The organism is Nocardia australiensis (assembly GCF_020733705.1).
In the GTDB taxonomy this organism is placed as follows: domain Bacteria; phylum Actinomycetota; class Actinomycetes; order Mycobacteriales; family Mycobacteriaceae; genus Nocardia; species Nocardia australiensis.
Window position 1 is genome coordinate 1,039,506 of sequence record NZ_JAJFZM010000001.1, and the last position, 25,567, is coordinate 1,065,072.

The following is a 25,567-nucleotide window of genomic DNA, read 5'->3' on the forward strand; positions in this document are numbered from 1 at the left end:
ATCGTTGCGGCCGGGGTCGGTCCCGGCTTCGGCTTGCTGCTTATACGACGATGCGCGCGAGAAATCTGTGACGGCGGTATGAAAATTTGCCGAAATGGCAACAAATCTTGCCAATCGGGCACCCGGGTGGCCATCATCGGCAACGGTGGATGACCGCGACAACGACAGGAGCCCGACGCGATGACCGAGACCTCCGAGTCCAGCACAGCCGCACACTATTGGGAGGAGTTCTATCGAGACCGTGACCAGATCTGGACCGGTAACCCCAACCCGCTGCTGGTACGCGAGGTCGCCGGGCTGACGCCGGGTAGCGCGCTCGACCTCGGTTGCGGGGAAGGCGGGGATGCCGTTTGGCTGGCCAGGCAGGGATGGCAGGTCACCGCGGTCGATGTCTCCGCAACGGCGCTGCACCGCGCCGCAAAACATGCGCGAGAAGCTGGTGTCGGGGATCGCATTACGTGGGCGGAACACGATCTCGCACATTCCTTTCCGAGTGGATCGTTCGATCTTGTCTCGGCACAGTTCTTCCACTCCCCCGTCGAGCGGAAAGACGAGCGGATCACGGCGCTGCGCCGGGCCGCGGCGGCGGTGGGGCCCGGCGGCGTGCTGGTGATCGGGTCACACGCGGGCTGGCCGAAGTTCGCCGAACATGTCGAGCACCCGCCGACCGATGTGCACTTTCCGACCATTCCGGAGGTCATCGATGGGCTCGAACTCGCTCCAGAAGCGTGGCAGGTCGAGACGGCGGATGAAGTAGAGCGGGAAATGACCGGACCGGAGGGACAGATCGGCAGCCGAAGCGACACCGTGCTGCGGATTCGGCGCGTCCGGTAGTCGCGGCGCGGTTCCCAGGAACCTCCCAGCTGGGCCCCAGCTGCACGCCAGCGCGGTTGCCGAAGGTGGTCATCATGACCGAAACCGCGACCGCCGCGCACCGGGCGGAACCGACCGATACGGTGACCACGCCCGTCCTGGATGTCGTGATTCCCGTATTCAACGAGGAAACCGACCTCGGGATGTGCGTGCGTCGCCTGCACGAATACCTTCGTGACGGGTTTTCGTTCCCGGCGCGCATCACCATCGCCGACAATGCGAGTACCGACGACACCATGCAGGTCGCGCGGCTACTCGCCGACGAACTGGACGACGTGCGAGTAGTGCACCTGGACGCCAAGGGGCGCGGCCGGGCGTTGCGCAACGTATGGGAGAGTTCCGATGCCCAGGTCGTCGCCTATATGGACGTCGACCTGTCCACCGACCTGAATGCGCTGCTGCCGCTGGTAGCACCGTTGATCACGGGTCATTCCGATCTGGCCATCGGCACCCGATTGAGTGCGTCGTCGCGGGTGGTGCGCGGACCCAAGCGCGAGATCATCTCCCGCTGCTACAACCTGCTGCTGAAAGCCTCACTACAGGCGCATTTTTCGGATGCGCAGTGCGGATTCAAGGCAATGCGCACCGAAGTGGCGCGCCGGCTGCTTCCGCTGGTTCGCGACGGCGAGTGGTTCTTCGATACCGAACTGCTGGTGCTCGCGGAACGGACCGGACTGCGAATTCACGAAGTGCCGGTCGACTGGATCGATGATCCCGACAGTCGCGTCGACATCGTCGATACCGCGCGTAAAGACCTGCGCGGCATCGGCAGGCTCGCTGGCGCGCTGGCCACCGGCGCGCTGCCGCTGGATGAGCTACGCCAGGCGCTCGGGCGCGAGCCGCTGGTGGCCGGGGTACCGCTCGGCATGGTCGGGCAGTTGGTGCGATTCGCCATTGTCGGGGTGTTGAGCACCCTGGCCTATCTGCTGCTTTATGTTGTCCTGCAATCGTTTCTGGGCGCACAACCCGCGAACTTCTTCGCGCTGTTGATTACCGCCGTGGGTAATACGGCGGCCAATCGGGCCTTCACCTTCGGTGTGCGCGGGTCCGGCGGTGTGGTGACACACCAGTTCCAGGGCCTGGTGATCTTCGGCACCGGGCTGGCGTTGACCAGCGGATCGCTTTTCGCGCTACATCATTGGGCGCCCGGCGCGGCGGTCCACCTCGAACTGTTCGTATTGGTGCTGGCAAATCTGATCGCGACGTCGATTCGGTTCGTCGGATTGCGCTGGGTCTTCCGCAATCCCGGCAGCCGCGCCGAGGCAGGAAAGCTTCGATGACGACCACACTGACCACCGCGCCGCCGGCGACATCTGCGCAGCCACCCCGCAAACGCGAAACCCGCTGGGAATACCCCGCGTTGGCGTTGCTTTTGATCGGCACCGCTGCCGCCTACCTGTGCGATCTCAGTTCGAGCGGCTGGGCGAATTCATTCTATTCCGCTGCGGTGCAAGCGGGTTCGCAGTCGTGGAAGGCATTCTTCTTCGGCTCGTCGGACGCGGCCAATTCGATCACCGTCGACAAACCGCCCGCGTCACTGTGGCTGATGGAGCTGTCGGTACGGGCCTTCGGGCTCAACAGCTGGAGCATTCTGGTGCCCGAGGTGCTGCTCGGGGTCGCGACGGTGGCGTTGCTGTGGGCGACGGTACGCAGGCCGTTCGGCCCGGCCGCCGGGCTACTGGCCGGGCTGGCGCTGGCGGTGACTCCGGTTGCGGCGCTGATGTTCCGGTTCAACAACCCCGACGCGCTGCTGGTGTTCCTGATGGTGGCCGCCGCGTGGGCGATGACGCGGGCGGTCGAAGACGGGCGCACACGATGGTTGGTGCTCACCGGTGTACTGATCGGATTCGGGTTCCTCACAAAACAATTGCAGGTGCTACTTGTGGTGCCGCCACTGGCGCTGACCTATCTGATCGCCGGTCCGCGGCAGCTCGGCAAACGAGTGTGGCAGTTGCTGGCGGCGGGGGCAGCCATGATCGTCGGAGCGGGTTGGTGGTTGCTGATCGTGGAGCTGTGGCCCGCGTCGTCGCGGCCGTGGATCGGTGGTTCGGCGAACAACTCGATTCTGGAGTTGACCCTCGGCTATAACGGGCTCGGCCGCTTGAACGGTCATGAGCACGGCAGTGTCGGCCGCGGTGGCGAACTACCGCCGGGTGGCAGTGGGATGTGGGGCAATACCGGCATCACCCGCATGTTCGAACCCGCGCAGGGTGGGCAGATCGCCTGGCTCATCCCCGCCGCTCTGGTGGCGCTCATGGCAGGAATTTTGCTGCGCGGCAAGGCTGTTCGTACCGATCGGCAACGTGCCGCGCTGATCCTCTGGGGCGGTTGGCTGCTGGTGGCCGGGCTGGTCTTCAGTTTCATGGCGGGCATTTTCCACCAGTACTACACGGTGGTGCTCGCCCCGGCCATTGCCGCGCTGGTCGGCGCGGGTGCGGTGCTGCTTTGGCGGGAGCGGCGGCGGTTGTGGGTGCGGCTGGCGTTCGCTCTCGCGGTGGGGTTGACCACCGCGACTGCGTGGATGTTGTTGTCGCGCAGCGCGAGTTTCGTGCCGTGGCTGCGGTGGGCGGTGCTGGTTGTCGGCGTGCTCGCGACGATCACACTGGCGTTTCCCGCGCCTCGGAGGGTTTCGGCGGTCGTCGCGTTGGCCGTCGCATGCACCGGTTTGGCCGGACCGGTCGCCTACACCATCAACACGATCGCCACCGGGCACGCGGGCGCGATCCCGACCGCCGGGCCGCACACCGGCGGAATGTTGGGGCATCGGCCGCCGGGAGGCGAGGGGGCGTTCTGGATGGGCGGGCCGCCCAATAGCGCGGGTGGTATGCCGGGCGGCAGCGCGAACGGCCGAGGCGGCGAAGACGGAATGCTGGGCGGAGCGGGCAATATGCTCATGGCCCGCAACCCGAGCGACCAGGTGGTGACGCTGCTGAAAACCAACAGCGCTGACTACACCTGGGCAGCCGCCGCCGTCGGCTCCAACAGCGCCGCCGGCTTCCAACTGGCCGCCCAACTACCCGTAATGCCCGTCGGCGGTTTCAACGGCAGCGACCCATCCCCCACCCTGGACCAGTTCAAACAGTATGTGGCCCAAGGGAAAATCCACTACTTCATCGGCGGCAGCCACAGCGGACCGGGCTCCTCCAGCACCTCGACCAGCGCGCAGATAACGCAGTGGATCCAGGAAACCTTCACCGCCACCGAGGTAGACGGTGTCACGCTCTACGACCTGACCCCGAAACACTGATCCACAGTCCCGCACAGCGATTCGCCCGGCTTCCACAGCCGGGCGAATCATGCTCTCCTGGAATGTTTTACGACATCAGGTTGCTGTGCACCGCGCGCACTGCGCACAAATCCGCGTGGTTGACCGCGCACGACGGTCGGTGCCGTCGCCGACAGCGCGGCGTGGCCCGAAGGGGTGATAGGTTCGCCGACATGCCCAGCTCGGATGAGAAGACGGTCGGCTTGGTCCTGGTCACCTACCAGAGCGCTGAGGATCTACCCGGATTCCTGGAGACCCTTCCGGCGGCAGTGGAGCCGTACGCCGTTGACGTGATCGGCATCGACAACGTCTCTACCGACCGCAGCGCCGATATCGTCGAAGAATTCGGCGGCCGAGTCATCCGCAACACTCAAAATGTCGGCCTGGCCGCAGCAATCAACCAGGGCGCCGCGGCGAGCAGCGCGGAGTGGATTCTGGTCGCCAATCCCGACACCGAACTCGCACCCGGCTCAATCGCGGCGTTGATCGAGACCGCGAATGCTGATGAACGGATCGGCATGATCGGGCCACGTATCGCGCGCCTGGACGGCGAGCCGTACCCGAGTGGACGACGGTTCCCCTCGCTGGCGGTCGGCATCGCTCACGCGCTGCTGGGTGGTATCTGGCCGGGCAATCCGGCGACGCGCCGTTACTTCGGCGAGTCGGTTACCGAAATCAGCGATGTGGACTGGATTTCCGGCTGCTGCATGTTGTTTCGACGCGAGGCATTCGACGCGGTGGGCGGCTTCGACGACCGCTACTTCCTCTACTTCGAGGAAACCAAGATGGCCCTCGATATGCACCGCGGTGGGTGGCGGGTCGTACTTGACCCGAACGTGGAGATCCGCCACCGCGAGGGCGGCAGTATGCGGTCCGCGCCGTTCCGGAAAGTCCGCTCGCACCACCGCAGTGCCCTGCGGTTCTACTGCGATTACCACAAGGGATCACCGTGGATCGTGTTCGCGCCGTTGGTAGCGGCCGGACTGATCGTTCGTGGTGTGGTGGCGGTGGCACGGACCGCGCTGCTCCAGCGGCTGAAGAACCGCTAGACGAACGGCTGCTCGTCCGGGTCGCCCCTTGGTCCACGCCTCCATTTCGTCAACATCGAACTCGAACTCGACTGGTTGGTCATGCGCGTCAGCGGCCAGACGTCACACCGAACGCGGACAGCGCGGTGGCCATCTTCATCACCAGTCGGTTCGGCGTCTTCTGAACAGGCTTGAACCCGTATCGGGCATAAAAGCTGGCCGCCGCCTCGTCGATCGCGTCGACAACGATCAGACGGCCACCCGAGGTCTGGGCCGCGCCCATCATCTTCGTGACCGCGTCCACGAGCAACTGCTCGCCGAGCCCCTGGCCATGTAGGGACTGATCGAGCGCGAATTTGGCGAGCAGAAACGCCGGAACGCTACTCATCCCAGAGGAGAGCGCCTGAGACAGCCCGTCGACGTCGCGCAACACGGTGGTCGGCGCGATCGCGTAGTAGGCACGCACCGTCGGGTCGGACTCGGTCACCCACACGTAAGTGCGGCTTGTCCAGCGCTGCTCGCTCTGCAACGCCATCCCGCACAACCAACCGTTCAACTCGAGCTTTCCGCAGTCGAACGAATCGAGTTTATGGTCGACAGTGATCGCCGTCGAAATCCAGCTCACCGGCGGACGAAGACACGAGGCTTGGTCGCGGCCTCGGCCAGGGCGGGAGCCTCATCCGCCACGTCGAGCGACGACATCATCGCGTCGAACTGGGCGGCGGGCATCAGCGTGCGGCTCGACAGCGCCAGGATACGATCCGCACGATCGTGAGCGGCGGTCCGGATGAACTCGCTGAGCCGTTCGTTGACGGCATCAGCAGCCGCCTGGATCTGGATCTGGAGATCCTTGTCCAGGCGTAGTTCGACTCGCTCAGTTTTCGCTGTCATCACGTTTGCCTCGTTGCTAGGTGTGGAACCAACCCGCGCGGCGGATGTTCGTGGTCGTTGATGATGATTTCAATGTACGGTGAATGTACGGTATGCGCCACCCCGATAGATGCGGTCGCGCCGGATCATCGACCACCAGGTCGGAGTTGCCAGGTTCATCGATGCCGATCCGAACAACGTGGTAGATCATGAATCCGGCACATAGGGTCTGAGAGTCCGGCCTGCTCTGGTCGCACCGAAACAGCTCGTAGCGGATCGGCGCGAAGTAGCTCGGGGGCTTGTCGGTGACACGCTCCGGCGGGCGCGGCCGGCCGGGGAGTCCAAGATTCGCACGGCATGATTCCTGGGTGGGGAGTGCACGGATCGACAAGGGGGGTTGGGGGCAATAGCGTGCTCGAGGTGACTGTTGGGGACGATCAATTGTTAAGTGCTGTTGCGGAATTCGAGCGTTCGGTGCGCGCGCAGGAGCCGGAGGAGATGACGGAGGCACACGGTGAGCTGCGTGTGCTGATCGGTGACGCGAGTGATGCGGCGCTGAAAGAGGCGGGGCCGCGGCTGGCCGCCGTGCTCGACGATGTGCCGCTTGGTGGCAGAGCGGATATCGGGGCGATGATCGGTTACTGCGTCGAGGTCGGCGCCGACCCGGTCGTATGCGCACCAGGGGTGCTGGCGAATCTCGCGAATGCGCTGGAAAACGCTCAGGGGTTGGTCGAGCAGTGGGCCACGACCATGGACTTCGACCTGCCCGACCCCACGGACATCGACAACGAGCACGAACTACTGGAGCCGATGATCGAAGCGTTCGGGTTCGAGGCGACCCTGTCCTGGCTGACGCTGTCCTCGTGGTTGACGGCCTCGCTGTCCATGTTGCAGCGCAAGGCGGTTCGCCAGCGCCTCAGCACACCCATCCGCGAACTGCTGACGCAGCGGTATCACAGCTACGCGCAGGCCACCGATTCCGATAGCAAGGACATCGACTACGCACTGCTGGTGCTGGACGACGAGCCGCTGATCGCCCTGGATCGCGAAACCGGTACCGGCTACCAGCTGCGTATCAGCGGGATCGCCGACAACTTCCAGCTGCAAACCCTGCTCGGCGACGCACTCGTCGGTGGCGGATATCTGCGCGGCGAGGCGCCGTCGGCCGAAGCGGTCGCGGTCTCTCGCGATGCCGACGGCCGAGAATCGACCGTCTGCTCATTCCTGTTTCACGCCCCCGACGGAACCAGGATCTGGAACGAGGCCGCGCCAGCCGATATCCCGGTCATCGACGACAATCGGGTACTCGTACTCGACGAGATGCCGTATCCACATCACTTCCCGGCGCTGCGGTACTACCCGAGCATGACCGCTGAACTGGTGCTGGAGCGGACACTGAGTCCGATGGAGTGCGTTGCCTGGTTCGAGCACGTGCGGCCCGTCGGGTAGTCGGTCCGAGTCAATTGGGTGCGTTCAGAGCGGTGTGTAGGGTGGCCGACCATTGCTGAATGATCTGTTCGCGGCGGGCCGAGTCGTCGGTGAGGACGTCGGCGAGGCCGAGGCCACGGGCCAGGTCGAGGGTGGCTTGGACGAGGTGGTGGGCGACGGGGTCGGAGTCGTCCACGCCAAGGGCTTCGACGGCGCGGCGGTGGGCGGTGCGTCCGAATTTGGCTTCCAGCGGAACAATTCGTTCGCGCAGGGCAGGGTCGGCGGCGGCGTGGGTCCACACCTGAAGGGCGGCCTTGAACAGCGGAGAGGTGTAGGACTCGACGAGACCGGCGACCACCGCACGGGTGCGCCCCGCCCCTTCGGCGACGGCCGCGACCGAAAGCGCTTCGATCTTGGCCTGATCCATGCGCGTATCGAACATGTACTCGAGGGCGGCGGTGATCAGGTCTTCTCTGGTCGGGAAGTGATGTTGCGCGGCACCGCGCGAAACCCCGGCTCGTTCGGCGACAACGGCGACTGTCGCGGCCGTCCAGCCGGTGTCGGCCAAGCAGTCGATGGTTGCCTCGAGCAGCCGCTGCCGGGTGGCCCGGCTGCGGTCCTGCTTGGGTTCGTGCGGTGTCGCCATGGCCGCTATTCTGCCCAGCTCGGTGGACGGCGCTGTAGGAAGGCCGTCATGCCCTCGTGTACCTCGGGGGTGCCGAAGAAGCTCGCCGAGCGTGCGGCGAGTTCTTCGGCTGAAGCATCGAACCCGGCGAGCAGGTCGGCGTTCACCAATTTCTTGGCCTCGGCCAAACCCTGCGGCGAGCCCTTGCGCAGCTCGGCAGACAGCCGCTCGACCTCGCCGGCCGGGTCGGCGGCTGTCACTGTGACGAGGCCGATCCGCTCGGCCACCTCGGCACCGAACTTCTCGCCGGTGAGGTAGTACCGGCTCGCCGCGCGAGCACTCAGGCGCGGGAGCAGAGTAAGCGAAATCATGAACGGCGCCAACCCGATTCGCACTTCGGTTAGAGCGAAGCTGCTGGCGGGACCGGCGACCACGATGTCACAGGCGGCGACGATGCCCATCCCGCCCGCCCGCACATTGCCGTCGATCTGCGCGATCACCGGCTTCGGCGTTTCCACCAGGCGACGCAGCACCCCGATCATCACGCGGGTGCGTTCATCGGCGGCCACCGCCGGGTCGACGTTGCCGGCCTCGCTCAGATCCGCACCGGCGCAGAAGGTATTTCCAGTGTGCGCGAGCACAATCGCGCGCACGGCCGGGTCGGCTGCGGCGGCGTCCAGACCCGCGAGCAGTTCGGCCACGAGCCTGGATGACAGCGCATTGCGGTTGTGCGGCGAATCGAAGGTCAGCGTGGCCAACCCGGCACGGATCTCGTACCGTACGTACGGCGATTCGGTGCTGTCGCTCATCGAGCCTCCTGTGTTATGCGGGAGCTCCCGCACCCCGTCTGATGTCTGCTCCGCGCATTGCCAGGCGTAAACCTTTGCAGTGCAACGCATCCGATGGGGCGGCAATGGCTGCCGGCCCGACCGGATCAGTACGACTTCGGCAAGCCGAGCGAGTACTGCGCGACGAAGTTCAGGATCATTTCGCGACTGACCGGTGCGACGCGGCTGATGCGCGCGGCGGCCAGCATGGCGGCCAACCCGTATTCCTTGGTGAGACCGGCACCGCCATGGGTTTGGATGGCCTGGTCGAGTGCCTTGATACTCGCTTCTGCCGCAGCGTATTTCGCCATATTCGCGGCTTCGGCGGCACCCATTTCGTCGCCCGCGTCATACAGGTACGCGGCCTTCTGCATCATCAGCTTGGCCTGTTCCAGTTCGATCTTCACCTGGGCGAGCGGATGCGCGATGCCCTGGTGCGCGCCGATCGGGGTCTTCCAGACCGTCCGCTCCTTGGCGTATTCGACGGCACGGTCGATGGCGTAGCGGCCGATGCCGACGGCCATGGACGCGCCCATGATGCGCTCCGGGTTCAGGCCGGAGAACAGCTGCATCAGCGCGGCGTCTTCCTTGCCTACCAACGCGGTCGATGGCAGCCGCACATCATCGAGGAACAGCGTGAACTGGTGATCCGGTTCGACGATGTCCATTTCCTGGGGCGTCTTCTGGAAGCCTTCGGCATCGGTCGGCACGATGAACAGCGCCGGCTTGAGCTTGCCCGTCTTGTGGTCCTCGGTGCGGGACACGATGAGCACGGCCTCGGCCTGATCCACGCCGGAGATGAAGATCTTGCGGCCGTTGAGGATCCAGTCATCACCGTCGCGGCGGGCGGTGGTGGAGATCTGGTGCGAGTTGGAGCCGGCGTCGGGCTCGGTGATACCGAAGACCATCTTGCTGCTGCCGTCGGCGAGTTTCGGCAGCCAGTACTGCTTCTGCTCATCGGTACCGTACTTGGTGAGGATGGTGCCGCAAATGGCCGGAGAGACCACCATGAGCAGCAGCCCGGCGCCATGGGCGGAAAGCTCCTCCATCACCAGCGCAAGCTCGTACATGCCCGCGCCACCGCCGCCGTACTGCTCAGGCAGGTTCACCCCGAGGAAGCCGAGTTTGCCTGCCTCGTCCCACAATTCCGACAACGGCTCGTGCTTGCGGGCCTTCGGCAGTACGTAGTCGCGGTAGTTGTATTTCGCGGCGAGCGCGGCAACCGCCGCGCGCAGTGCCTTCTGCTCTTCGGTTTCGATGAAGCTCATCGATTCTCCTGTTCTTCGTTGTCTTCGGCCGGATCGACGACCGCGAGAACGGCGCCAACGTCGACCTGCTGGCCGACGGTGACGTTGAGGGCACTGAGGACACCCGCGGCGGGAGCGGCGATGGTGTGTTCCATCTTCATCGCCTCCAGCCATAGGATCGGCTGCCCCTGTTCGACCGTGCTGCCGACCTCGGCGCCGAGCCGAATCACGCTGCCCGGCATGGGTGCGAGCAGTGATCCGGTCGCCACCTGATCGGCCGGATCGCTGAAGCGCGGCAGCCTGCGCACGCTGACCGGTCCGAGCGGCGAATCCACGCAGACCAGATCGCCATAGCGCACGACGGCGAAATGCCTTCGCACCGCGCCACGTTCGCCGGGTACCGCGAGCACGACGTGCTCCGGCGTCGCCTCGATGAGCTCGAGACCATCGTGGCCCTCCACCGTCACACCATCGCGAGTGAACAGGTAGTCGATGTCATGCGTACCGGTGGTGCGGCTTTCGTATGATTTGCGCTGCGCCTGCGAGGGCAGATTCCGCCAACCCGCCGGGATACCACCGTCTACCCGCGCGGAACGGCGGTTGGCCGCCGCCTCCGCGAACGCGGCGGCGACGATGGACAGTTCCTCGTCGGCATCCGAAACCGACGGCGCGGCAAGAGTATCCAGGCCGTGGGTGGCGAAGAATGCCGTATCCGTATCGCCCGCCAGGAAGGCCGGGTGGCGCAGTACCCGCACCAACAGGTCGCGGTTGGTGACCAGACCGTGAATCTTGGCGCGGTGCAAAGCCGTTGCCAAGAGCCGCGCCGCCTCGGCGCGGGTGTCGCCATATGAGATGACCTTGGCGAGCATCGGGTCGTAATGCACCCCGACGATCGAGCCGTCGACGACGCCGGTGTCCAGGCGCACGCCGGGTCGGTCGAGAATATCGAATTCGGTTGTTACCGAGGGAATATCGATGCGGTGCACGGTGCCGCTCTGTGGCTGCCAGTCATGCGCCGGGTCCTCGGCGTACAGGCGGACCTCGATGGAATGCCCGCGCAGCGGCGGAACCGTAGACGGCAACCGCTCGCCCGCAGCGATGTCGAGCTGCAAGCGCACCAGATCCAGTCCGGTGGTGCATTCGGTGACCGGATGTTCCACCTGGAGACGGGTATTCATCTCCAGGAAGAAGAACTCGCCACGCTCGTCGGCCAGGAATTCGACGGTGCCCGCACCTGCGTAGCCGATGGCGCCGGTGGCCAGGCGTGCCGCCTCGAAGAGTCGCTCCCGCATGGTCGGAGCATCGGCCCCGTTGGCGAGGCCCGCGTTCTCGGACCCCTGACCTCGCAGGGCGTCGATGCGTTCGACCAGTGGTGACGGCGCTTCCTCGATCACCTTCTGGTGGCGGCGCTGAATGGAGCATTCGCGCTCGCCGACTGCCCAGATAGCGCCGTGTGTATCCGCCATGACCTGTACCTCGATGTGCCTGCCGGTCTCCAGATAGCGTTCACAGAACACGGTCGGATCACCGAACGCGGATTCGGCTTCCCTGCGCGCGGCGGCGATTTGGGGCTCCAGGTCGGCAAGTTCGCGCACCACTCGCATGCCACGGCCACCGCCGCCCGCGGACGCCTTGATGAGCACCGGCAGATGTGCCTCGGTGACCTCGGCCGGATCGAGCTCGGCCAGCACCGGGACACCGGCCGCGTCCATCATCTTCTTCGAGGCGACCTTCGAGCCCATCTGCTCGATGGCCTCGACCGGCGGACCGACCCACACCAAACCGGCACCGAGCACGGCGCGCGCGAATTCCGCGTTCTCGGAAAGGAATCCGTAACCCGGGTGGATGGCGTCGGCGCCGGTGGCGAGCGCGGCTTCGATGATCAGCTCACCGCGCAGGTAAGTTTCGGCCGGGGTATCGCCGGGCAAACGAACCGCGGCGTCGGCCTCGGCCACATGCGGTGCGGCGGCGTCCGCGTCGGAGTACACCGCGACCGTGCCGATACCCATGCGACGGCAGGTGGCGAACACCCGTCGCGCGATCTCGCCGCGGTTGGCAACCAGAACATTCGTAATCGACCCACCCGGCACCGGGCCACCGCCGCTGGTCGAATCGCTTTGCGATGCACTCATGTTCGGCCTCACATTCGGAAGACGCCGAAGCCATCGGCGCCCTTGATCGGAGCATTGTGAATGGCCGACAGGGACATTCCCAACACCGTGCGGGTATCGCGGGGGTCGATGACACCGTCGTCGTAGAGGCGTCCGGACATGAACATCGCCAGCGACTCGGCCTCGATCTGGGCCTCGATCATCGCGCGCATGCCCGCGTCGGCGTTCTCGTCGAACGGCAGACCCTTCGCCTCGGCGGCAGCCCGCCCGACAATGGAGATCACGCCCGCCAGTTGCGCCCCACCCATGACGGCGGATTTCGCACTGGGCCACGCGAACACGAAACGGGGATCGTAGGCGCGGCCGCACATACCGTAATGGCCTGCGCCGTAGGAGGATCCCATCAGCACCGAGATGTGCGGGACCGTCGAGTTGGAGACCGCGTTGATCATCATCGCGCCGTGCTTGATGATGCCGCGCTGCTCGTATTCTTTGCCCACCATGTAGCCGGTGGTGTTGTGCAGGAACAACAGTGGCGTATTCGACTTATTGGCCAGCTGGATGAACTGGGTGGCCTTCTGCGATTCCTCGGAGAACAGCACGCCGCGCGCATTGGCGAGAATGCCGACCGGATAGCCGTGCAATTGCGCCCACCCGGTCACCAGGCTGCTGCCGTAGAGCGGCTTGAACTCGTCGAAATCGGATCCGTCGACGATGCGGGCGATAACCTCGCGCGGGTCGAAGGGGATCTTCAGATCCGGCGGAACGATGCCGAGCAGATCAGCGGGGTCATATAGCGGTTCGATCACCTCGGCGCGGGGCGCGGGACCCTGCTTGCGCCAGTTGAGCCGCTTGACGATGGAGCGTCCGATACGGATCGCGTCCTGCTCATCGAGTGCGTAGTAGTCCGCGAGACCCGAGACCCGCGCGTGCATATCGGCGCCGCCGAGCGATTCGTCGTCGGACTCCTCGCCGGTGGCCATCTTCACCAGCGGCGGACCACCGAGGAACACCTTGGAGCGTTCCTTGATCATCACCACGTGATCGGACATGCCGGGGATATAGGCACCACCGGCGGTCGAATTTCCGAAGACCAGTGCGATGGTCGGGATACCCGCCGCCGACGCCTGGGTGAGGTCGCGGAACATGCGACCACCCGGAACGAACACTTCCTTCTGCGTCGGCAGATCCGCGCCACCGGACTCCACCAGCGAAATCACCGGCAGCCGGTTTTCGCGCACAATGTCGTTGATGCGCAGCGTCTTTCGTAGCGTCCACGGATTCGAAGTGCCGCCACGCACGGTCGGATCGGGCGCGAGGATCATGCATTCGACGCCCTCGACCACACCGATACCCGCGATGGTGCTCGCACCGACGTGGAAGTCGCTGCCCCAGCCCGCGAGCGCGCACAACTCGAGGAACGGCGAGTCCTCGTCGAGCAGCAACTCGATGCGTTCGCGCGCGGTGAGCTTGCCGCGCTTGCGATGGCGGGCCAGCTTCTCCGGGCCGCCACCGGCGATGGCTTTGGCGAATTCGGCCTCCACCTCGGTGAGCTTGGTCGTCATCGCCTCGGCGGCGGCCTGGTAGTCCGGCGAACCGGTGTCCAAGGTGGTGCGCAGAGTGGTCATGCCTGATACCCCAATCGCTTCGCGGCCAGGCCGGTGAGTATTTCTGTTGTGCCGCCGCCGATTCCGAGGATGCGCATATCGCGGTACTGACGCTCGATCTCGGATTCGCGCATGTAGCCGAGGCCGCCGAACAGCTGCACGGCCTGATTCGCCACCCACTCACCGGCCTCGACAGCAGTGTTCTTCGCGAAGCACACTTCGGCGATGAGATCGGTTTCGCCCGCCGCGCTGCGGCCCACGACATCGCGGGCGTAGACCCTGGCCACGTCGATGCGCCGCGCCATTTCGGTGACGGTGTTCTGCACGGCCTGCCTGCTGATCAACGGGCGGCCGAAGGTCTCGCGGTCCCGGACCCACCGCAACGTGAGGTCGAGGCAGCGCTGTGCGCTCGAATACGCCTGCACCGCGAGGCCGACGCGCTCGCTCACGAACGCGCCCGCGATCTGATAGAAGCCGCTGTTCTCCGGTCCGACCAGATTCGCCGCCGGCACTCGGACATCCACGTAGGACAGTTCGGCGGTATCGGAGGCGAGCCAACCCATCTTCTCCAGCTTGCGGCTGACGGTGAATCCCGGCGTGCCCTTCTCCACGATCAGCAGCGAAATCCCGCTCGAGCCAGGGCCGCCCGTGCGCACCGCCGTGACGACGAAATCGGCACGCACGCCGGAGGTGATGTAGGTCTTCGCGCCATTGACGATGTAGTGATCGCCATCGCGACGCGCGGCGGTGGTGAGGTGGCCGACGTCGGAGCCGCCGCCGGGTTCGGTAATGGCCAGCGAACCGATCTTCGCACCGGCCAGCGTCGGCTTGGCGAAGCGCTCGATATGGTCGGCATTGCCGGAGGCGATAATGTGCGGCACCGAGATTCCGCAGGTGAACAGCGAGGCGAACAAGCCACCGGAGGCGCCGGCCTGGTGTAGTTCCTCGCAGACGATCATCGCGTCGATGGCGTCACCGCCGCAACCGCCCGCGGCTTCCGGGTATTGGATGCCGAGCAGACCGAGCGCACCGGCCTTCTCGTGTAGTTCGCGCGGGATCTCTCCGGCGCGTTCCCACTCGTCCATATGCGGCAGGATTTCCCGCTCGGTGAAACTCCGCACGGTGTCACGCAATTCGCGACGCTCAGGCGTTTTCCATGGGCTCACCGCGACACTCACAGGCCCGTCACCTCCAGACAAAACTCCCCGGTCGCCGATGCGGTCCTATCGATCGCTCGGGACGGGCTGGTCGGGTATCGCACGCTCATGGCAACAGCTCCAATGGAATTTCGAGGTAACGCGAGCGCAGCCATTCGCCGAGCCCTTTGGCCTGTGGGTCGAAGCGGGCCTGATAGGCCACGCCCTGCCCGAGCAGACCTTCGATAATGAAGTTCACCGCACGCAGATTCGGTAGCACGTGCCGGGTGACGGTCATCGCGGCGGCCTCGGGGAGCAGCTCTCGCAGCCGCTCGACGGTCAGCGTGTGGACCAGCCAGCGCCACTGCTCGTCGGTGCGCACCCACACTCCGATATTCGCGTTACCACCCTTGTCGCCGCTGCGGGCGAGCGCGATGGCACCCAGCGGCGCACGGCGAGTTTCCGTGGCGGACAAGGGTTCCGGTAGCTCGGGCGCAGCGACGTCGGACAATTCGAGTGTGTCGGAGGCGGGGGCGATCTCGACGCGGGTGCCGCCGGGAAGCACAGCGGCGTGCGGCACCTCGTTCGCGTCGACATAGCCCGGCGTATACACGCCGTACGGAGAACCGTTGCCCGGCAAGGAGGTAAAGCTCGCGCCCGGATAACTCGCCAGTGCCAGCTCGACGGCCACACTGGAGAACGCGCGCCCGACCTTGTTCGGATCCGGGTCACGGACCACGCAGCGCAGCAGCGCGCTGGCCTGTTCCTCGGTTTCGGCGTCCGGCCGATCCAGCCGGGCCAGCGTCCACGAAAGTTCGGCCGGTCGAACAGACAGCCATGATTCCAATTGACGTTGCGCCAGTGCGGCTTTCGCCTCGATATCGAGGCCCGTCAGCACGAACTCCATCTCGTTACGGAAGCCGCCGAGGGTATTGAGCGACACCTTGAGTCGCGGCGGCGGCGCCTCGCCGGTGACACCGCTGATGAGCACCCGGTCGGGACCGTCCTGAGCAAGCTCGATGGTGTCGAGGCGCGTGGTGACATCCGGGCCCGCGTATCGGGCGCTCTGAATCTCGTACATCAGCTGGGCTTCGACGGTATCGACGGTGGCCGCGCCGCCGGTGCCCTCGTGTTTGGTGATGACACTGCTGCCATCCCTGCGGATTTCGGCGATCGGGAAGCCGGGACGGCCGAGATCGGGCAGCTCGGTGAAGAACGCGAAGTTGCCGCCGGTCGCCTGAGTGCCGCACTCGATAACGTGCCCCGCCACCACCGCGCCCGCCAGCTGGTCGTAATCGGTACGCCCCCAACCGAAATGGGCGGCGCCCGGGGCGAGTACCACCGACGCGTCGGTGACCCGGCCGGTGACGACGATGTCGGCGCCCGCGTTCAGGCATTCGACAATGCCCCAGCCGCCGAGGTAAGCGTTCGCGGTGAGCGGCGCCCCGAGGCCGAGCTCGCCGGCCCGCGCGAGCAGATCGTCACCCTCGACGTGCGCGATCTTGGCCGCCAGGCCGAGATCCGCGGCGACCTTGCGCAGCCGATCGGCCAGTCCAGCGGGATTGAGCCCACCCGCGTTCGCGACGATCTGCACATTGCGCTCCAGCGCGAGGCCGAGACACTCCTCGATCTGCTTGACGAACGTCTTTGCGTAGCCGAGGCTCGGGTCCTTCATCCGGTCGCGACCGAGGATCAACATTGTCAGTTCAGCGAGATAGTCGCCGGTAAGCACATCGAGCTGCCCGCCCTCGAGCATCTCACGCATCGCGCTGAGGCGATCTCCGTAGAACCCGGAACAGTTGCCGATTCGGATCACATCCGGGTCGGCGGCCAGCACACTCATCAGCCGGAAGTCCCTCCTGTGCGGCGAACCGTCCCAGCGCAGCCACATCGCCGAACCGGTGAAGTCCGCGTACCAGGCACCAGCATCACACCAGTTCCCTAAAAAAGCAAGCACGCGTGCTTGTTAATCCTCGGCATCCCCACCAGCCCCCACCCCCCGCCAAATACACTCACCCCAATGTCCACCATCCTGCTACTCGCCCTCGCCGGATTCCTCATAGGCGGCGCCTACTCCACCTGGAAAACCCTCCGCCCCCTATCAATCGCCCTAGCAGTCTGCGCAGTGCTAGCAATAGCCGGCGCCATCGCATGGATGAACTGACCCCATCCCCCAGCCAAAAGCACCTACCTGGACACAAAACAGTAGGTGCCGCCCGCACAAACCCACTTACGTGCCCACTCGCCACGACACCAGTTTTCGAGCGAAGCGAGATCGAGCCCTAAAGTTCGCGGCCGGCTCGCGTCCGAGGGGCAAATACGATGCGACGAAGGAGCAAGTATTTGCCCCTCGGACGCGAGCCAGAGGGGGCCGCGAACACGCCGCGCCAGCGGCCAAAAAAACGACAACACCGGCCCGATGAGAATCATCGGACCGGTGGTCGCACCGACTTCCGGGCAGTGGCAGTCGGTGTGAAGGGGGGCGCGCATACCTCCCGACAAGGCGCGCACCCCACACCCGAGTGGCGAGGGAGGGCTACTCGGGTAGCTAGGCGTCGCGCTGGTTCACTGCGAACAGGGCCGCACCGAACACGATCGCAACGAAAGCGGTGAAGTAGATCAGGCTGCCCCAGGGACCCCAGTGCCAGTTGCCACTGCTTTCCGAGAGGGACAGGAAGTGCGAGGCGTTCTGGAAGGGCAGGAACGGCCCGACATTGCGACCGAAGCTGCCGAAGGCGCTCAGCAGCGGCTCGACCAGCAGGGACCAGAGCACCACGATCGAGATCGCCGCGGCCGATTGCCGCACCAGTGTGCCGATGCCGATGGCGAAGGCGATGTAGAGGAAGGCGTAGATCGGGATGCCGTAGATCGCGCGCCACTGGCCGTCGAGGGCCAGATCGACGCCGGGCGCGCCGTTACCGATCAGTTTGGCCACTCCGATGGCGAGAAACGCCAGGACCATGGTGAGCACGGCACCGTAGACACCGACCAGCGCGGTCTTCGTCAACAGCACCTTGGTGCGATTGGGGACGGCCTGGAAGGTTGTGCGGATAACGCCGAACCGGTATTCGCTGGTCACCGTCAGCGTCGCCATGATGGTCAGCACCATGACGCCGAAACCGGTGATACCGGCGGTCGCGGTGCTGATATCCAGCATCGGTGTCCCCTCGGCCGGGTTATCACCGGCGGCCTTCACTACCAGCGAAAACAGCGCGGAGAGCCCGATGGCCAGCACCACTACGACCGCCGAGCACCACCAGGGCGACTTGGTCGAGGTGAGCTTGATTCGTTCTGCTGCCAGCACGCCCATCAGAGCGCACCTCCCATCGCTGTGTATGACGCGGGGGCCTGCGTGGTTACGCGAGCTACCGCTTCCGAGCCCGTCGCTCCCGCCGAATCGAAGCCTTCACCGTGGTACTGCACCGCACCACCGGTCATCCGCATGAACGCCTCCTCGAGCGAAGCCCGTTGCGGCGCAAGCTCGAACAGCGTGATGTCGTTGGCGCCGGCGAGCTTGCCGATGTCGTCACTGGTCACTCCGGCGACGACCAGCGCGGGACCGTCGGTGCCCTCGCCGTCCTCACGCACGGTCATCCCGTTGGAGGTGAGCACGCTGCGCAACTGGTCGAGTTGCGGACTGCGTACCCGGACTGAGGCTTCCGAGGCGCGCTCGATGAATTCCTTGGTGGTCGAATCGGAGATCAGCTGTCCCTTGCCGATTACGACGAGATGTTCGGCGGTTTGCGCCATCTCCGAGAGCAAATGGCTGGAGACCAGCACGGTGCGGCCCTCGGCGGCCAGCCGCTGCATGAACCGGCGGATCCACAGGATGCCTTCCGGGTCCAGGCCGTTGACCGGCTCGTCGAACAGCAGCACCTGCGGGTCGCCGAGCAGGGCACCGGCCAGGCCGAGCCGCTGCGACATGCCGAGTGAGAAGCCGCCCGCGTTTTTGCCGGCCACCTCCGACAGGCCGACCAGGCGCAGTACCTCGTCTACCCGGGACATCGCAATGTCGTTGGAGGCGGCCATCCACTGCAGGTGGGCACGCGCTGAACGATTCGGATGCACCCACTTGGCATCCAGCAGCGCGCCGACGGCGCGCAACGGATGGTCCAGCTGGTGGTATGGCTTGCCGTTGATCAGCGCGGTGCCCGCAGTGGGCTTGTCCAGCCCGAGGATCATCCGCATAGTGGTCGATTTACCGGCGCCGTTGGGTCCAAGGAAACCCGTCACCAGTCCAGGACGAACTGTGAAGGTGAGATCCTGAACCGCAGCGGTCTGCCCGTAATGCTTGGTCAGGCCCCTCAGTTCGATCATGGCACCCAGCATTCCGGAAAATCTGTCCGAGCGCGTCAACAAAAAGTGGCGAGTTCGGTCATCCTCGAGGATGACCGAACCCGGTCCTGGCATATGGGGGACAACCCTGACCGCTGTTGCCGCGGTGTCAGCGGGCTGCCCGCGTCACAGGGCCGGGGAGGAGGCTTGTGCCCAGAAGCGCTTGGGGATGCGCCCGGCCTGCCGGGCCAGATGGCCGGCGCGCACGGCGTCCGCCATCGCGGTTGCCATGAGCGCGGGGTGTTTTGCCCTGGTCACGGCGGTGGCGAGCAGGACGGCGGCGCACCCGAGTTCCATGGCGAGCGCGGCGTCGCTCGCGGTTCCGATGCCCGCGTCGAGGATGACCGGGACGCCGGCGGCGGCGGCGATCATCTCGATATTGTGCGGATTGCCGATGCCGAGTCCGGTGCCGATGGGGGCGCCTAGCGGCATGACCGCGGCGCAGCCCGCGTCCTCCAGTCGGCGGGCCAGGATCGGATCGTCGGTGGTGTAGGGCAGCACGACGAAACCCGCGTCGACCAATTGTTCCGCGGCGGTCAGCAATTCGATGGAGTCGGGCAGCAGAGTGCGTTCGTCGGCGATAACTTCGAGCTTCACCCAGTTGGTGTCGAGCGCCTCGGCGGCCAGTCGCGCGGTGAGCACCGCCTCGGCCGCGGTTCGGCAGCCCGCCGTATTCGGCAGCGGCATGATGTCCAGACGCTTCAGCAGGTCGAGCACGCCGGTGCCGCCCGCCGAATCGACGCGGCGCATGGCGACCGTGGTCAATTCGGTGCCGGAGGCGAGGAGCGCCTCCTCGAGGACCGCCAGGTTGTCGGCGCCGCCGGTGCCCATGATCAGGCGGGAACCGAACTGCCTGCCGGCGATCTCCAGTGTGTCAGCCACCCTGGACCGCCGTAAGCACCTCGATGTTCCAGCCGCGGCCAACCGGTTCGTGCCAGCGCGACTTGGGGAAGACGGCACCGTCCACCGCGAGCGCCACGCCCCGCGACGGCAGCTCGAGACGTTCGAGCAACTCACGCACCGTGAGCGATTCGGCGAACTCGTGGTCCTCGCCGTTCACGGTGACGCCGATGGGGATTGATATCGCGGTCATCGAATTCCTCCTGCGGACGATAGCGACGGCGCACTCAGCGCCGAAAAACGTTGCGGGTCGGCGACTTTCGCGTCATCGAGCACCTCACCGGCGAGCAGACTCGACACCGCGTCGACGGTGAGCGGGACCGTGAGCATGCCATTGCGGCCATGCCCGGTGGCGACCACCAACCGGTCGGTGAGCCTGCCGATCAGCGGCAGGTTATCCGGTGAGCTCGGCCGGAAACCCACGCTGGACTCGGCCAATTCGTATTCGCCGATGCCGGGCACAATGGCCTCGGCGTCCGCGATCAGGTCGCGGACCCCGGCCACGGTCACCGTGGCGTCGAATCCCGCCTCGTATTGTGTCGCGCCGACGACGATTCCGCTGGCACGCGGCACCAGATAGACCGGCCTGCCATGTACACGAGCCCGGATCACCCGATCCGGTGGTGGCGCCGCGCCCGGCCGGTGGCGAAGTCGCAGGATCTCGCCCTTGACGGGCCGGACCGGCAGCCGCGGCCAGAGCCTGGGCGAGGCGGCACCGGCGGCGAGCACGATCTGATCGTGCGGCAGCGCGTCGATGTCCTCGACCGATTCCGCGCGCAACTCCACCCCGGCCGACCCACAGGCGGTGCGCAGCGCGTCGAGCAGTCGGCGATTATCGATGGCGGGCTCGGTGGGTGCGAGCAGTCCCGCGCGGACGGTACGCGACAGCGTGGGCTCCAGCGCGCGCACGCCCGCCCGGTCCAGCACGCGCAACTCGTGGCCGTGGCCGCCGACCCAGTCGGCGACGGTGCGCAGGTCAGCGGCGTCGGCGCTGTCCAACGCGACCGTCAGCGTCTGCTCGGCGACGAATACCTCCACCCCGGTCTCGACCCGGATGCGCTCGGCGAATTCGGGCCAGCGGGCCAGCGAGGCGGCACCGAATTCGAGGACGCGTTCCTCCCCCGGCCAGCCTTCCGACAGCGGTGCGAGCATGCCACCCGCGACCCAGGACGCACCGGATCCGGCAGCCGGGTCGAAGAGTGTCACCGACCATCCGGCCACCGCGCAACGCCATGCCACGGCGAGTCCGACGGCACCGGCGCCGACGACGGCCAGAGTCCGCACCCGATCCACCTCCAGACCACCTCCATATCGCATCCCCACGGTAGCGCGGCTACGGTCGAGGGCGTGCAACCCTCCCATCCGTACCGGTCCCTGTCCCCCAGGCAGCGCCTGGCGACCGCGCGGCTATATCTCTGCACCGATGCCCGCCGGGAGAAGGGCGATCTAGCCAAGTTCGCCGAGGCGGCGCTCGCGGGCGGTGTCGACATCATTCAGCTCAGGGACAAGGGCTCACCGGGCGAAGCGAAATTCGGTCCACTCGAGGCCAAGTCAGAGCTGGGCGCGCTGGCCGAACTCAAGGCGGCCGCGCGCAGACATGGCGCCCTGCTGGCGGTGAACGATCGCGCCGATCTGGCATTGGCGGCGGGCGCGGACGTGCTGCACGTCGGCCAGGGTGACCTGCCGCCCTGGTATGCCCGCCGGATCCTCGGGCCGGACGTGGTGATCGGGCGTTCCACCCACAATCGCGCGCAGGCGGGACTTGCCGCGATCGAGGAGCACACCGACTATTTCTGCACCGGACCGGTGTGGACGACCCCGACCAAACCGGGCCGCCAGGCCGCAGGTCTCGACCTGGTGCGCTCCACCGCGGACGCGCACCCCATTCGCCCGTGGTTCGCCATCGGTGGCATCGATATCGGACGGCTACCGGAGGTGCTGGCCGCAGGCGCCAACCGCGTGGTCGTCGTGCGGGCTATCACCGAGGCACGTGATCCCGAGGCGGCGGCGCGCGAACTCAAGTCCGCGCTGCTCGAAAACTCTTGATCTGCCGCGACATCGGCCGCCGCCATCCGGTCGTCGAACGGTCAGGACAGTACCTGCACGCGGGTGAGCGCGAGGATCGGATCGGCCGCCACGGCATCCGTGGGCTCAGCGCTGTGCGAGGGCTCAACACTGTCCGAGGGCTCAGCGCTATTCGATGGCTCAGCGCTATTCGATGGCTCAGCGCCCACTACGGTCGCCTCGACCGAAACCGGATCGACGATTCGCGCGCAACCGCCCGGCCCGCCGGGTTCGGTGTGCAGCCAGACGAAACCCTCGTCGGCCAGGTCGACGGTGCGCGGCAGCGCGGCGGCTATCGCGGTGATGTCCGCGATATCGTCCAGGCACACCCGGGCGGGTGCCGCGCGCAGCGACGGCCAGGAAGCGGCGAAGCCGGGATGCAACGAGCGGGCGGCGACCTCGTCTTCCGGCACCCAGGCCAGCGCGGTGCTTTCCCGGTTTCGGCTGGTCGGCAAGGCGATGACGGCATCGGCGACCACCGTGACGTAGGTCCAGCCGCTCACCGCGGACGCGGTAACCCGCTCGCCGCGCACGGTCACATCGGCGGCCTCGATACCGGCCTCCTCCCACGCCTCGCGCACCGCCGCGTGCACCGGGGTCTCGTGGCTGTCGCGGGCGCCGCCCGGCAGCGCCCAGGTGCCGCCCTGATGGCTCCATGGCGCGCGATGCTGCAACAACACCACGGAACCACCGCCCGCGAGCGGTGCTCGAAGCAACAACCCGGCGGCCCCGAAACGACCCCAATGCCGCACGCCATCCGGGTCGCGCGACCACCCGTCACCGTCACCACGCATCTGCCAACCCATCCTCATCCAGCCGTGGTGGGGTGTTTCACACGCCACGGCTCCGGTAAGACCACAATAAACTCCAACAAGGCGCGAACACCGCGTCCCAGAGCGGGAGGTTGGACATGGCTCGCACCGAGCAGGCGGCAGCCGAGCTGCCACCGCCGGTAGCCGACGAGCCGGTGCGAAAGCATGTCGGTGTCCCTCGTACTGCGGCGATACGTGAACGGCTCGACCCAGCCAACTTGCGGTCGTTCGTGTATTCCTCGCCGGGCAGGCTCATCGGCATCGGGCTGATTCTCATCGGTCTATGTCTGGCGGCGGGTTCGGTGACCGCGGAAACCGTCAGCGATCGCCAGCATGGACTCGATGTGCTGCTGGCCGACACCGAGCCGGACGCGCAATCCGCCCAGCGCCTCTACACCTCGCTTTCGGTCGCCGACGCCGCCGCGAGCACCGCGTTCATCGCGGGCGGCCTGGAGCCGGAGGCGGTGCGTAATAGATACAGTCAGGCGCTCGGTGAGGCCGCCGCGGAACTGGTGATCCAGTCGGGCAATGCCGACCAGACAACCGATCCCGACGCCAGGCTGCGCACGGGTATCGCCACCGGGCTGCCGGTGTACGCGGGCGTCATCGAAAGCGCGCGTGCGAACAATCGCATCGGATACCCGGTCGGCGCGGCGTATTTGAGCGAAGCTTCTAACCAGATGCAGACCTCATTGCTACTGATGGCCCAGGAACTCGAGGACCACCGCTCGGGGGCGGTTGACGCGGCGCAGCGTAACCACGTCCGGCCGCCGTGGCCCGCGGTCATGGTGCTGATGCTCGCCCTGGTCGCGTTGGTGTGGATGCAGGTCGAGCTGGCCAAGCGCTGGCATCGGGTGATCAATCCGGGACTGCTACTCGCCGCGAGCGCGATGCTGGTCCTGTTGGCGTGGACGGTGATTGCCGGATCGGTATCGGCGACATCGATGATCCGGGGCCGCGATGGCGCCGCGGTGCCCGCCTCGCGATTGACCGAGAGCCGGATTCTGACCCAGCAGGCCAGGTCCGCGGAAACACTGAAGCTGGTGCGCCGCGACGCGACCGGCGACTACGACCGAACCTACGACGACAGCGTCAACCGACTCGGCGAACTGCTCGACGGCTATCCGACGCACGCACCCGCCAGCACCGATGTCGCGACTGCCCGTGCCGCACTGGATCGTTGGCGAGCGGCGCACGAACGGATGAACGACAGCCTCGCACGCGGCGATTTCATCGGCGCGGGCACGGCGGCGACCGGTCCCGGCGCGGCGGATGCCGCGGCCCAGGTCGACGCGCTCGACACCGCGCTCGGCAATGCCCTCACCGAAACTCGGGCAACGTTGCGCGGCAATATTTCTCAGGCTGCCCGCGTACTCGACTTCCTGGCTCCGGGCGCGATGGTGCTCGGCATTCTGGCCGCGGGCGCGGTCGGGATCGGAATCTGGCCTCGGCTGCTGGAGTATAGATGAAATCGACCCGCGGCATTGTCGCCGCTTCGATCATTGCGCTGGTCTTCGCCGGCGGCTGTTCGAGCCAATCCGATTCGACGGCCGCTCCCGAGACGGTGCACTACACCGAGCCACCGCTGCCCGCGAAAGTGGTTCCGGTGCTACCGGATTCGCCGATAACACCGCAGGTCGAACCGCCGTGCGGCGATCCGACGGCCAGCCTGCGGCCGACCGGAGCGGGCGGGCCGAATATCGATTCGATCCGCGCCCGTGGCAGGCTATTGGTCGGATTGGATACCGGCAGCAACCTGTTCAGCTTCCGTGATCCGATCAGCGGCACCATCGTCGGCTTCGACGCCGATATCGCCCGCGAGGTCGCGCGCGACCTACTCGGCAGCCCCGACCTGGTCGAATACCGCAGCCTCGGTTCGGCCGATCGGGAGCAGGCGCTACAGGACCACACCGTCGACCTGGTGGCCAAGACCATGACCGTCACCTGCGAACGGCGGCAGCGGGTTTCGTTCTCAACGGTGTACCTGCGGGCCAATCAGCGGGTGCTCGCGGTAAAAGATTCGGGGATCAACGGCATCGGTGATCTGGCGGGCAAGCGGGTGTGCGTCGTGCGCGGCACCACCTCGCTGGACCGAATCCGCCATGACCAGCCCGCCGCAACCATTCTCACGGTGCCGACCTGGGCCGATTGCCTGGTGGTTCTGCAACAGCGACAGGTTGACGCGGTGAGCACCGACGACGCGATCCTCGCCGGACTCGCCGAACAGGACCCCTACACCGAACTGGTCGGCGGCAGCATCAGCGTCGAGCCCTATGGCATCGGAATCTCCAAGGGCAATGACGATCTGGTGCGCTTCGTGAACGGAACACTCGACCGGATCAGGGCCGATGGAACCTGGGATCACATCTACCAGCAGTGGCTGAGCGCCCTCGGCCCCTCGCCGGGGCCGCCCGCACCGACCTATCAGGACTGACCAGC

24 protein-coding genes are annotated in these 25,567 nt (G+C 66.2%); 9 read left to right on the top strand and 15 right to left on the bottom strand.

Annotated features, from left to right (window positions below; all coding sequences use genetic code 11):
* Positions 1-180 precede the first annotated feature (180 nt).
* From LKE06_RS04700 to LKE06_RS04715, 4 genes are all read left to right on the top strand, one after another.
* Positions 181-834 carry an SAM-dependent methyltransferase gene (locus LKE06_RS04700; protein ID WP_227997377.1) on the top strand — a complete coding sequence of 218 codons (654 nt, stop codon included), beginning with the start codon at positions 181-183 and terminating at the stop codon, positions 832-834.
* Positions 835-908: 74 nt separating this feature from the next.
* Positions 909-2,153 carry a bifunctional glycosyltransferase family 2/GtrA family protein gene (locus LKE06_RS04705; RefSeq protein WP_227997378.1) on the top strand — a complete coding sequence of 415 codons (1,245 nt, stop codon included), beginning with the start codon at positions 909-911 and terminating at the stop codon, positions 2,151-2,153.
* On the top strand, positions 2,150-4,120 hold the full coding sequence (locus tag LKE06_RS04710) for a glycosyltransferase family 39 protein (protein WP_227997379.1): 1,971 nt from the start codon (positions 2,150-2,152) through the stop codon (positions 4,118-4,120). Before LKE06_RS04705 ends, LKE06_RS04710 begins: the two co-directional genes overlap by 4 nt.
* Before the next feature lie 191 nt (positions 4,121-4,311).
* The gene (locus LKE06_RS04715) at positions 4,312-5,187 is read left to right on the top strand and encodes a glycosyltransferase family 2 protein (protein ID WP_227997380.1); all 876 of its coding nucleotides are present in this window, start codon (positions 4,312-4,314) and stop codon (positions 5,185-5,187) included.
* A gap of 88 nt (positions 5,188-5,275) precedes the next feature.
* On the opposite strand, the gene LKE06_RS04720 is transcribed toward LKE06_RS04715, so the two are convergent.
* Both LKE06_RS04720 and LKE06_RS04725 read right to left on the bottom strand, forming a co-directional pair.
* Positions 5,276-5,701 (bottom strand): GNAT family N-acetyltransferase, encoded by a 426-nt coding sequence (locus LKE06_RS04720; RefSeq protein ID WP_227997381.1) that lies wholly within the window; start codon positions 5,699-5,701, stop codon positions 5,276-5,278.
* 86 nt (positions 5,702-5,787) lie between these two features.
* A complete protein-coding gene (locus tag LKE06_RS04725) occupies positions 5,788-6,057 on the bottom strand; it encodes a type II toxin-antitoxin system TacA family antitoxin (RefSeq protein ID WP_227997382.1) in 270 nt (89 codons plus the stop codon).
* A 399-nt stretch (positions 6,058-6,456) separates the two neighbouring features.
* Here LKE06_RS04725 and LKE06_RS04730 point away from each other — a divergent pair, with 399 nt between their 5' ends.
* Positions 6,457-7,485, top strand: a complete 1,029-nt coding sequence (locus LKE06_RS04730) for a hypothetical protein (protein WP_227997383.1) — start codon at positions 6,457-6,459, stop codon at positions 7,483-7,485.
* 10 nt (positions 7,486-7,495) lie between these two features.
* Here the strand turns inward: LKE06_RS04730 and LKE06_RS04735 are convergent, their stop codons facing one another.
* The 7 genes from LKE06_RS04735 to LKE06_RS04765 form a co-directional block, all read right to left on the bottom strand.
* Positions 7,496-8,110: a TetR/AcrR family transcriptional regulator gene (locus LKE06_RS04735; protein ID WP_227997384.1), complete on the bottom strand. Its 615-nt coding sequence runs from the start codon at positions 8,108-8,110 to the stop codon at positions 7,496-7,498.
* A gap of 5 nt (positions 8,111-8,115) precedes the next feature.
* Positions 8,116-8,898 carry an enoyl-CoA hydratase family protein gene (locus LKE06_RS04740; protein WP_227997385.1) on the bottom strand — a complete coding sequence of 261 codons (783 nt, stop codon included), beginning with the start codon at positions 8,896-8,898 and terminating at the stop codon, positions 8,116-8,118.
* Between the two features lie 125 nt (positions 8,899-9,023).
* Positions 9,024-10,184: an acyl-CoA dehydrogenase family protein gene (locus LKE06_RS04745; protein ID WP_227997386.1), complete on the bottom strand. Its 1,161-nt coding sequence runs from the start codon at positions 10,182-10,184 to the stop codon at positions 9,024-9,026.
* Complete coding sequence (locus LKE06_RS04750) at positions 10,181-12,295, bottom strand: acetyl/propionyl/methylcrotonyl-CoA carboxylase subunit alpha (RefSeq protein WP_227997387.1); 2,115 nt, start codon at positions 12,293-12,295, stop codon at positions 10,181-10,183. Before LKE06_RS04750 ends, LKE06_RS04745 begins: the two co-directional genes overlap by 4 nt.
* A gap of 8 nt (positions 12,296-12,303) precedes the next feature.
* Positions 12,304-13,902, bottom strand: coding sequence for an acyl-CoA carboxylase subunit beta (locus tag LKE06_RS04755; RefSeq protein ID WP_227997388.1), 1,599 nt, complete (start codon positions 13,900-13,902; stop codon positions 12,304-12,306).
* The gene (locus LKE06_RS04760) at positions 13,899-15,047 is read right to left on the bottom strand and encodes an acyl-CoA dehydrogenase family protein (RefSeq protein WP_227999282.1); all 1,149 of its coding nucleotides are present in this window, start codon (positions 15,045-15,047) and stop codon (positions 13,899-13,901) included. Before LKE06_RS04760 ends, LKE06_RS04755 begins: the two co-directional genes overlap by 4 nt.
* A 97-nt stretch (positions 15,048-15,144) precedes the next feature.
* The gene (locus tag LKE06_RS04765) at positions 15,145-16,860 is read right to left on the bottom strand and encodes an acyclic terpene utilization AtuA family protein (protein WP_227999283.1); all 1,716 of its coding nucleotides are present in this window, start codon (positions 16,858-16,860) and stop codon (positions 15,145-15,147) included.
* Positions 16,861-17,037: 177 nt separating this feature from the next.
* Between LKE06_RS04765 and LKE06_RS33505 the strand changes: the two genes are divergently transcribed.
* Positions 17,038-17,181 (top strand): CG2302 family histidine operon protein, encoded by a 144-nt coding sequence (locus tag LKE06_RS33505; protein ID WP_504787100.1) that lies wholly within the window; start codon positions 17,038-17,040, stop codon positions 17,179-17,181.
* 384 nt (positions 17,182-17,565) lie between these two features.
* On the opposite strand, the gene LKE06_RS04770 is transcribed toward LKE06_RS33505, so the two are convergent.
* The 5 genes from LKE06_RS04770 to thiO all read right to left on the bottom strand — a co-directional run bounded on the left by LKE06_RS04770 (position 17,566) and on the right by thiO (position 21,569).
* Positions 17,566-18,327, bottom strand: a complete 762-nt coding sequence (locus LKE06_RS04770; protein ID WP_227997389.1) for an ABC transporter permease — start codon at positions 18,325-18,327, stop codon at positions 17,566-17,568.
* Complete coding sequence (locus LKE06_RS04775; protein WP_227997390.1) at positions 18,327-19,334, bottom strand: ABC transporter ATP-binding protein; 1,008 nt, start codon at positions 19,332-19,334, stop codon at positions 18,327-18,329. The genes LKE06_RS04770 and LKE06_RS04775 overlap by 1 nt, the downstream gene beginning before the upstream one ends.
* Positions 19,335-19,478: 144 nt before the next feature.
* Positions 19,479-20,234: a thiazole synthase gene (locus tag LKE06_RS04780; RefSeq protein ID WP_227997391.1), complete on the bottom strand. Its 756-nt coding sequence runs from the start codon at positions 20,232-20,234 to the stop codon at positions 19,479-19,481.
* Positions 20,227-20,445: a sulfur carrier protein ThiS gene (gene thiS / locus LKE06_RS04785; protein WP_227997392.1), complete on the bottom strand. Its 219-nt coding sequence runs from the start codon at positions 20,443-20,445 to the stop codon at positions 20,227-20,229. The genes LKE06_RS04780 and thiS overlap by 8 nt, the downstream gene beginning before the upstream one ends.
* Positions 20,442-21,569, bottom strand: coding sequence for a glycine oxidase ThiO (thiO, locus tag LKE06_RS04790; protein WP_227997393.1), 1,128 nt, complete (start codon positions 21,567-21,569; stop codon positions 20,442-20,444). The genes thiS and thiO overlap by 4 nt, the downstream gene beginning before the upstream one ends.
* Before the next feature lie 30 nt (positions 21,570-21,599).
* Between thiO and thiE the strand changes: the two genes are divergently transcribed.
* Positions 21,600-22,298: a thiamine phosphate synthase gene (gene thiE / locus LKE06_RS04795; RefSeq protein WP_227997394.1), complete on the top strand. Its 699-nt coding sequence runs from the start codon at positions 21,600-21,602 to the stop codon at positions 22,296-22,298.
* A 41-nt stretch (positions 22,299-22,339) separates the two neighbouring features.
* Here thiE and LKE06_RS04800 read toward each other — a convergent pair whose 3' ends face one another.
* Positions 22,340-23,110, bottom strand: a complete 771-nt coding sequence (locus tag LKE06_RS04800) for an NUDIX hydrolase (protein WP_227997395.1) — start codon at positions 23,108-23,110, stop codon at positions 22,340-22,342.
* Between the two features lie 116 nt (positions 23,111-23,226).
* Here LKE06_RS04800 and LKE06_RS04805 point away from each other — a divergent pair, with 116 nt between their 5' ends.
* Both LKE06_RS04805 and LKE06_RS04810 read left to right on the top strand, forming a co-directional pair.
* On the top strand, positions 23,227-24,597 hold the full coding sequence (locus LKE06_RS04805; protein WP_227997396.1) for a GlnX family signal transduction membrane protein: 1,371 nt from the start codon (positions 23,227-23,229) through the stop codon (positions 24,595-24,597).
* A complete protein-coding gene (locus LKE06_RS04810) occupies positions 24,594-25,562 on the top strand; it encodes a glutamate ABC transporter substrate-binding protein (RefSeq protein WP_227997397.1) in 969 nt (322 codons plus the stop codon). The genes LKE06_RS04805 and LKE06_RS04810 overlap by 4 nt, the downstream gene beginning before the upstream one ends.
* The last annotated feature ends 5 nt before the right edge of the window (positions 25,563-25,567 follow it).

What these genes read in the sequence shown, in the direction of transcription:
- LKE06_RS04705 (WP_227997378.1), top strand. Translation starts at nt 909, where the DNA reads ATGACCGAAACCGCGACCGCCGCGCACCGGGCGGAACCGACCGATACG.
- LKE06_RS04710 (WP_227997379.1), top strand. Translation starts at nt 2,150, where the DNA reads ATGACGACCACACTGACCACCGCGCCGCCGGCGACATCTGCGCAGCCA.
- LKE06_RS04755 (WP_227997388.1), bottom strand. Translation starts at nt 13,902, where the DNA reads ATGACCACTCTGCGCACCACCTTGGACACCGGTTCGCCGGACTACCAG.
- LKE06_RS04765 (WP_227999283.1), bottom strand. Translation starts at nt 16,860, where the DNA reads ATGAGTGTGCTGGCCGCCGACCCGGATGTGATCCGAATCGGCAACTGT.
- LKE06_RS04740 (WP_227997385.1), bottom strand. Translation starts at nt 8,898, where the DNA reads ATGAGCGACAGCACCGAATCGCCGTACGTACGGTACGAGATCCGTGCC.
- LKE06_RS04715 (WP_227997380.1), top strand. Translation starts at nt 4,312, where the DNA reads ATGCCCAGCTCGGATGAGAAGACGGTCGGCTTGGTCCTGGTCACCTAC.
- LKE06_RS04725 (WP_227997382.1), bottom strand. Translation starts at nt 6,057, where the DNA reads ATGACAGCGAAAACTGAGCGAGTCGAACTACGCCTGGACAAGGATCTC.
- LKE06_RS04800 (WP_227997395.1), bottom strand. Translation starts at nt 23,110, where the DNA reads ATGCGTGGTGACGGTGACGGGTGGTCGCGCGACCCGGATGGCGTGCGG.
- LKE06_RS04735 (WP_227997384.1), bottom strand. Translation starts at nt 8,110, where the DNA reads ATGGCGACACCGCACGAACCCAAGCAGGACCGCAGCCGGGCCACCCGG.
- LKE06_RS04775 (WP_227997390.1), bottom strand. Translation starts at nt 19,334, where the DNA reads ATGATCGAACTGAGGGGCCTGACCAAGCATTACGGGCAGACCGCTGCG.
- LKE06_RS04700 (WP_227997377.1), top strand. Translation starts at nt 181, where the DNA reads ATGACCGAGACCTCCGAGTCCAGCACAGCCGCACACTATTGGGAGGAG.
- thiO (WP_227997393.1), bottom strand. Translation starts at nt 21,569, where the DNA reads ATGCGATATGGAGGTGGTCTGGAGGTGGATCGGGTGCGGACTCTGGCC.
- LKE06_RS04805 (WP_227997396.1), top strand. Translation starts at nt 23,227, where the DNA reads ATGGCTCGCACCGAGCAGGCGGCAGCCGAGCTGCCACCGCCGGTAGCC.
- thiS (WP_227997392.1), bottom strand. Translation starts at nt 20,445, where the DNA reads ATGACCGCGATATCAATCCCCATCGGCGTCACCGTGAACGGCGAGGAC.
- LKE06_RS04810 (WP_227997397.1), top strand. Translation starts at nt 24,594, where the DNA reads ATGAAATCGACCCGCGGCATTGTCGCCGCTTCGATCATTGCGCTGGTC.
- LKE06_RS04750 (WP_227997387.1), bottom strand. Translation starts at nt 12,295, where the DNA reads ATGAGTGCATCGCAAAGCGATTCGACCAGCGGCGGTGGCCCGGTGCCG.
- LKE06_RS04770 (WP_227997389.1), bottom strand. Translation starts at nt 18,327, where the DNA reads ATGGGCGTGCTGGCAGCAGAACGAATCAAGCTCACCTCGACCAAGTCG.
- LKE06_RS33505 (WP_504787100.1), top strand. Translation starts at nt 17,038, where the DNA reads ATGTCCACCATCCTGCTACTCGCCCTCGCCGGATTCCTCATAGGCGGC.
- LKE06_RS04720 (WP_227997381.1), bottom strand. Translation starts at nt 5,701, where the DNA reads ATGGCGTTGCAGAGCGAGCAGCGCTGGACAAGCCGCACTTACGTGTGG.
- LKE06_RS04745 (WP_227997386.1), bottom strand. Translation starts at nt 10,184, where the DNA reads ATGAGCTTCATCGAAACCGAAGAGCAGAAGGCACTGCGCGCGGCGGTT.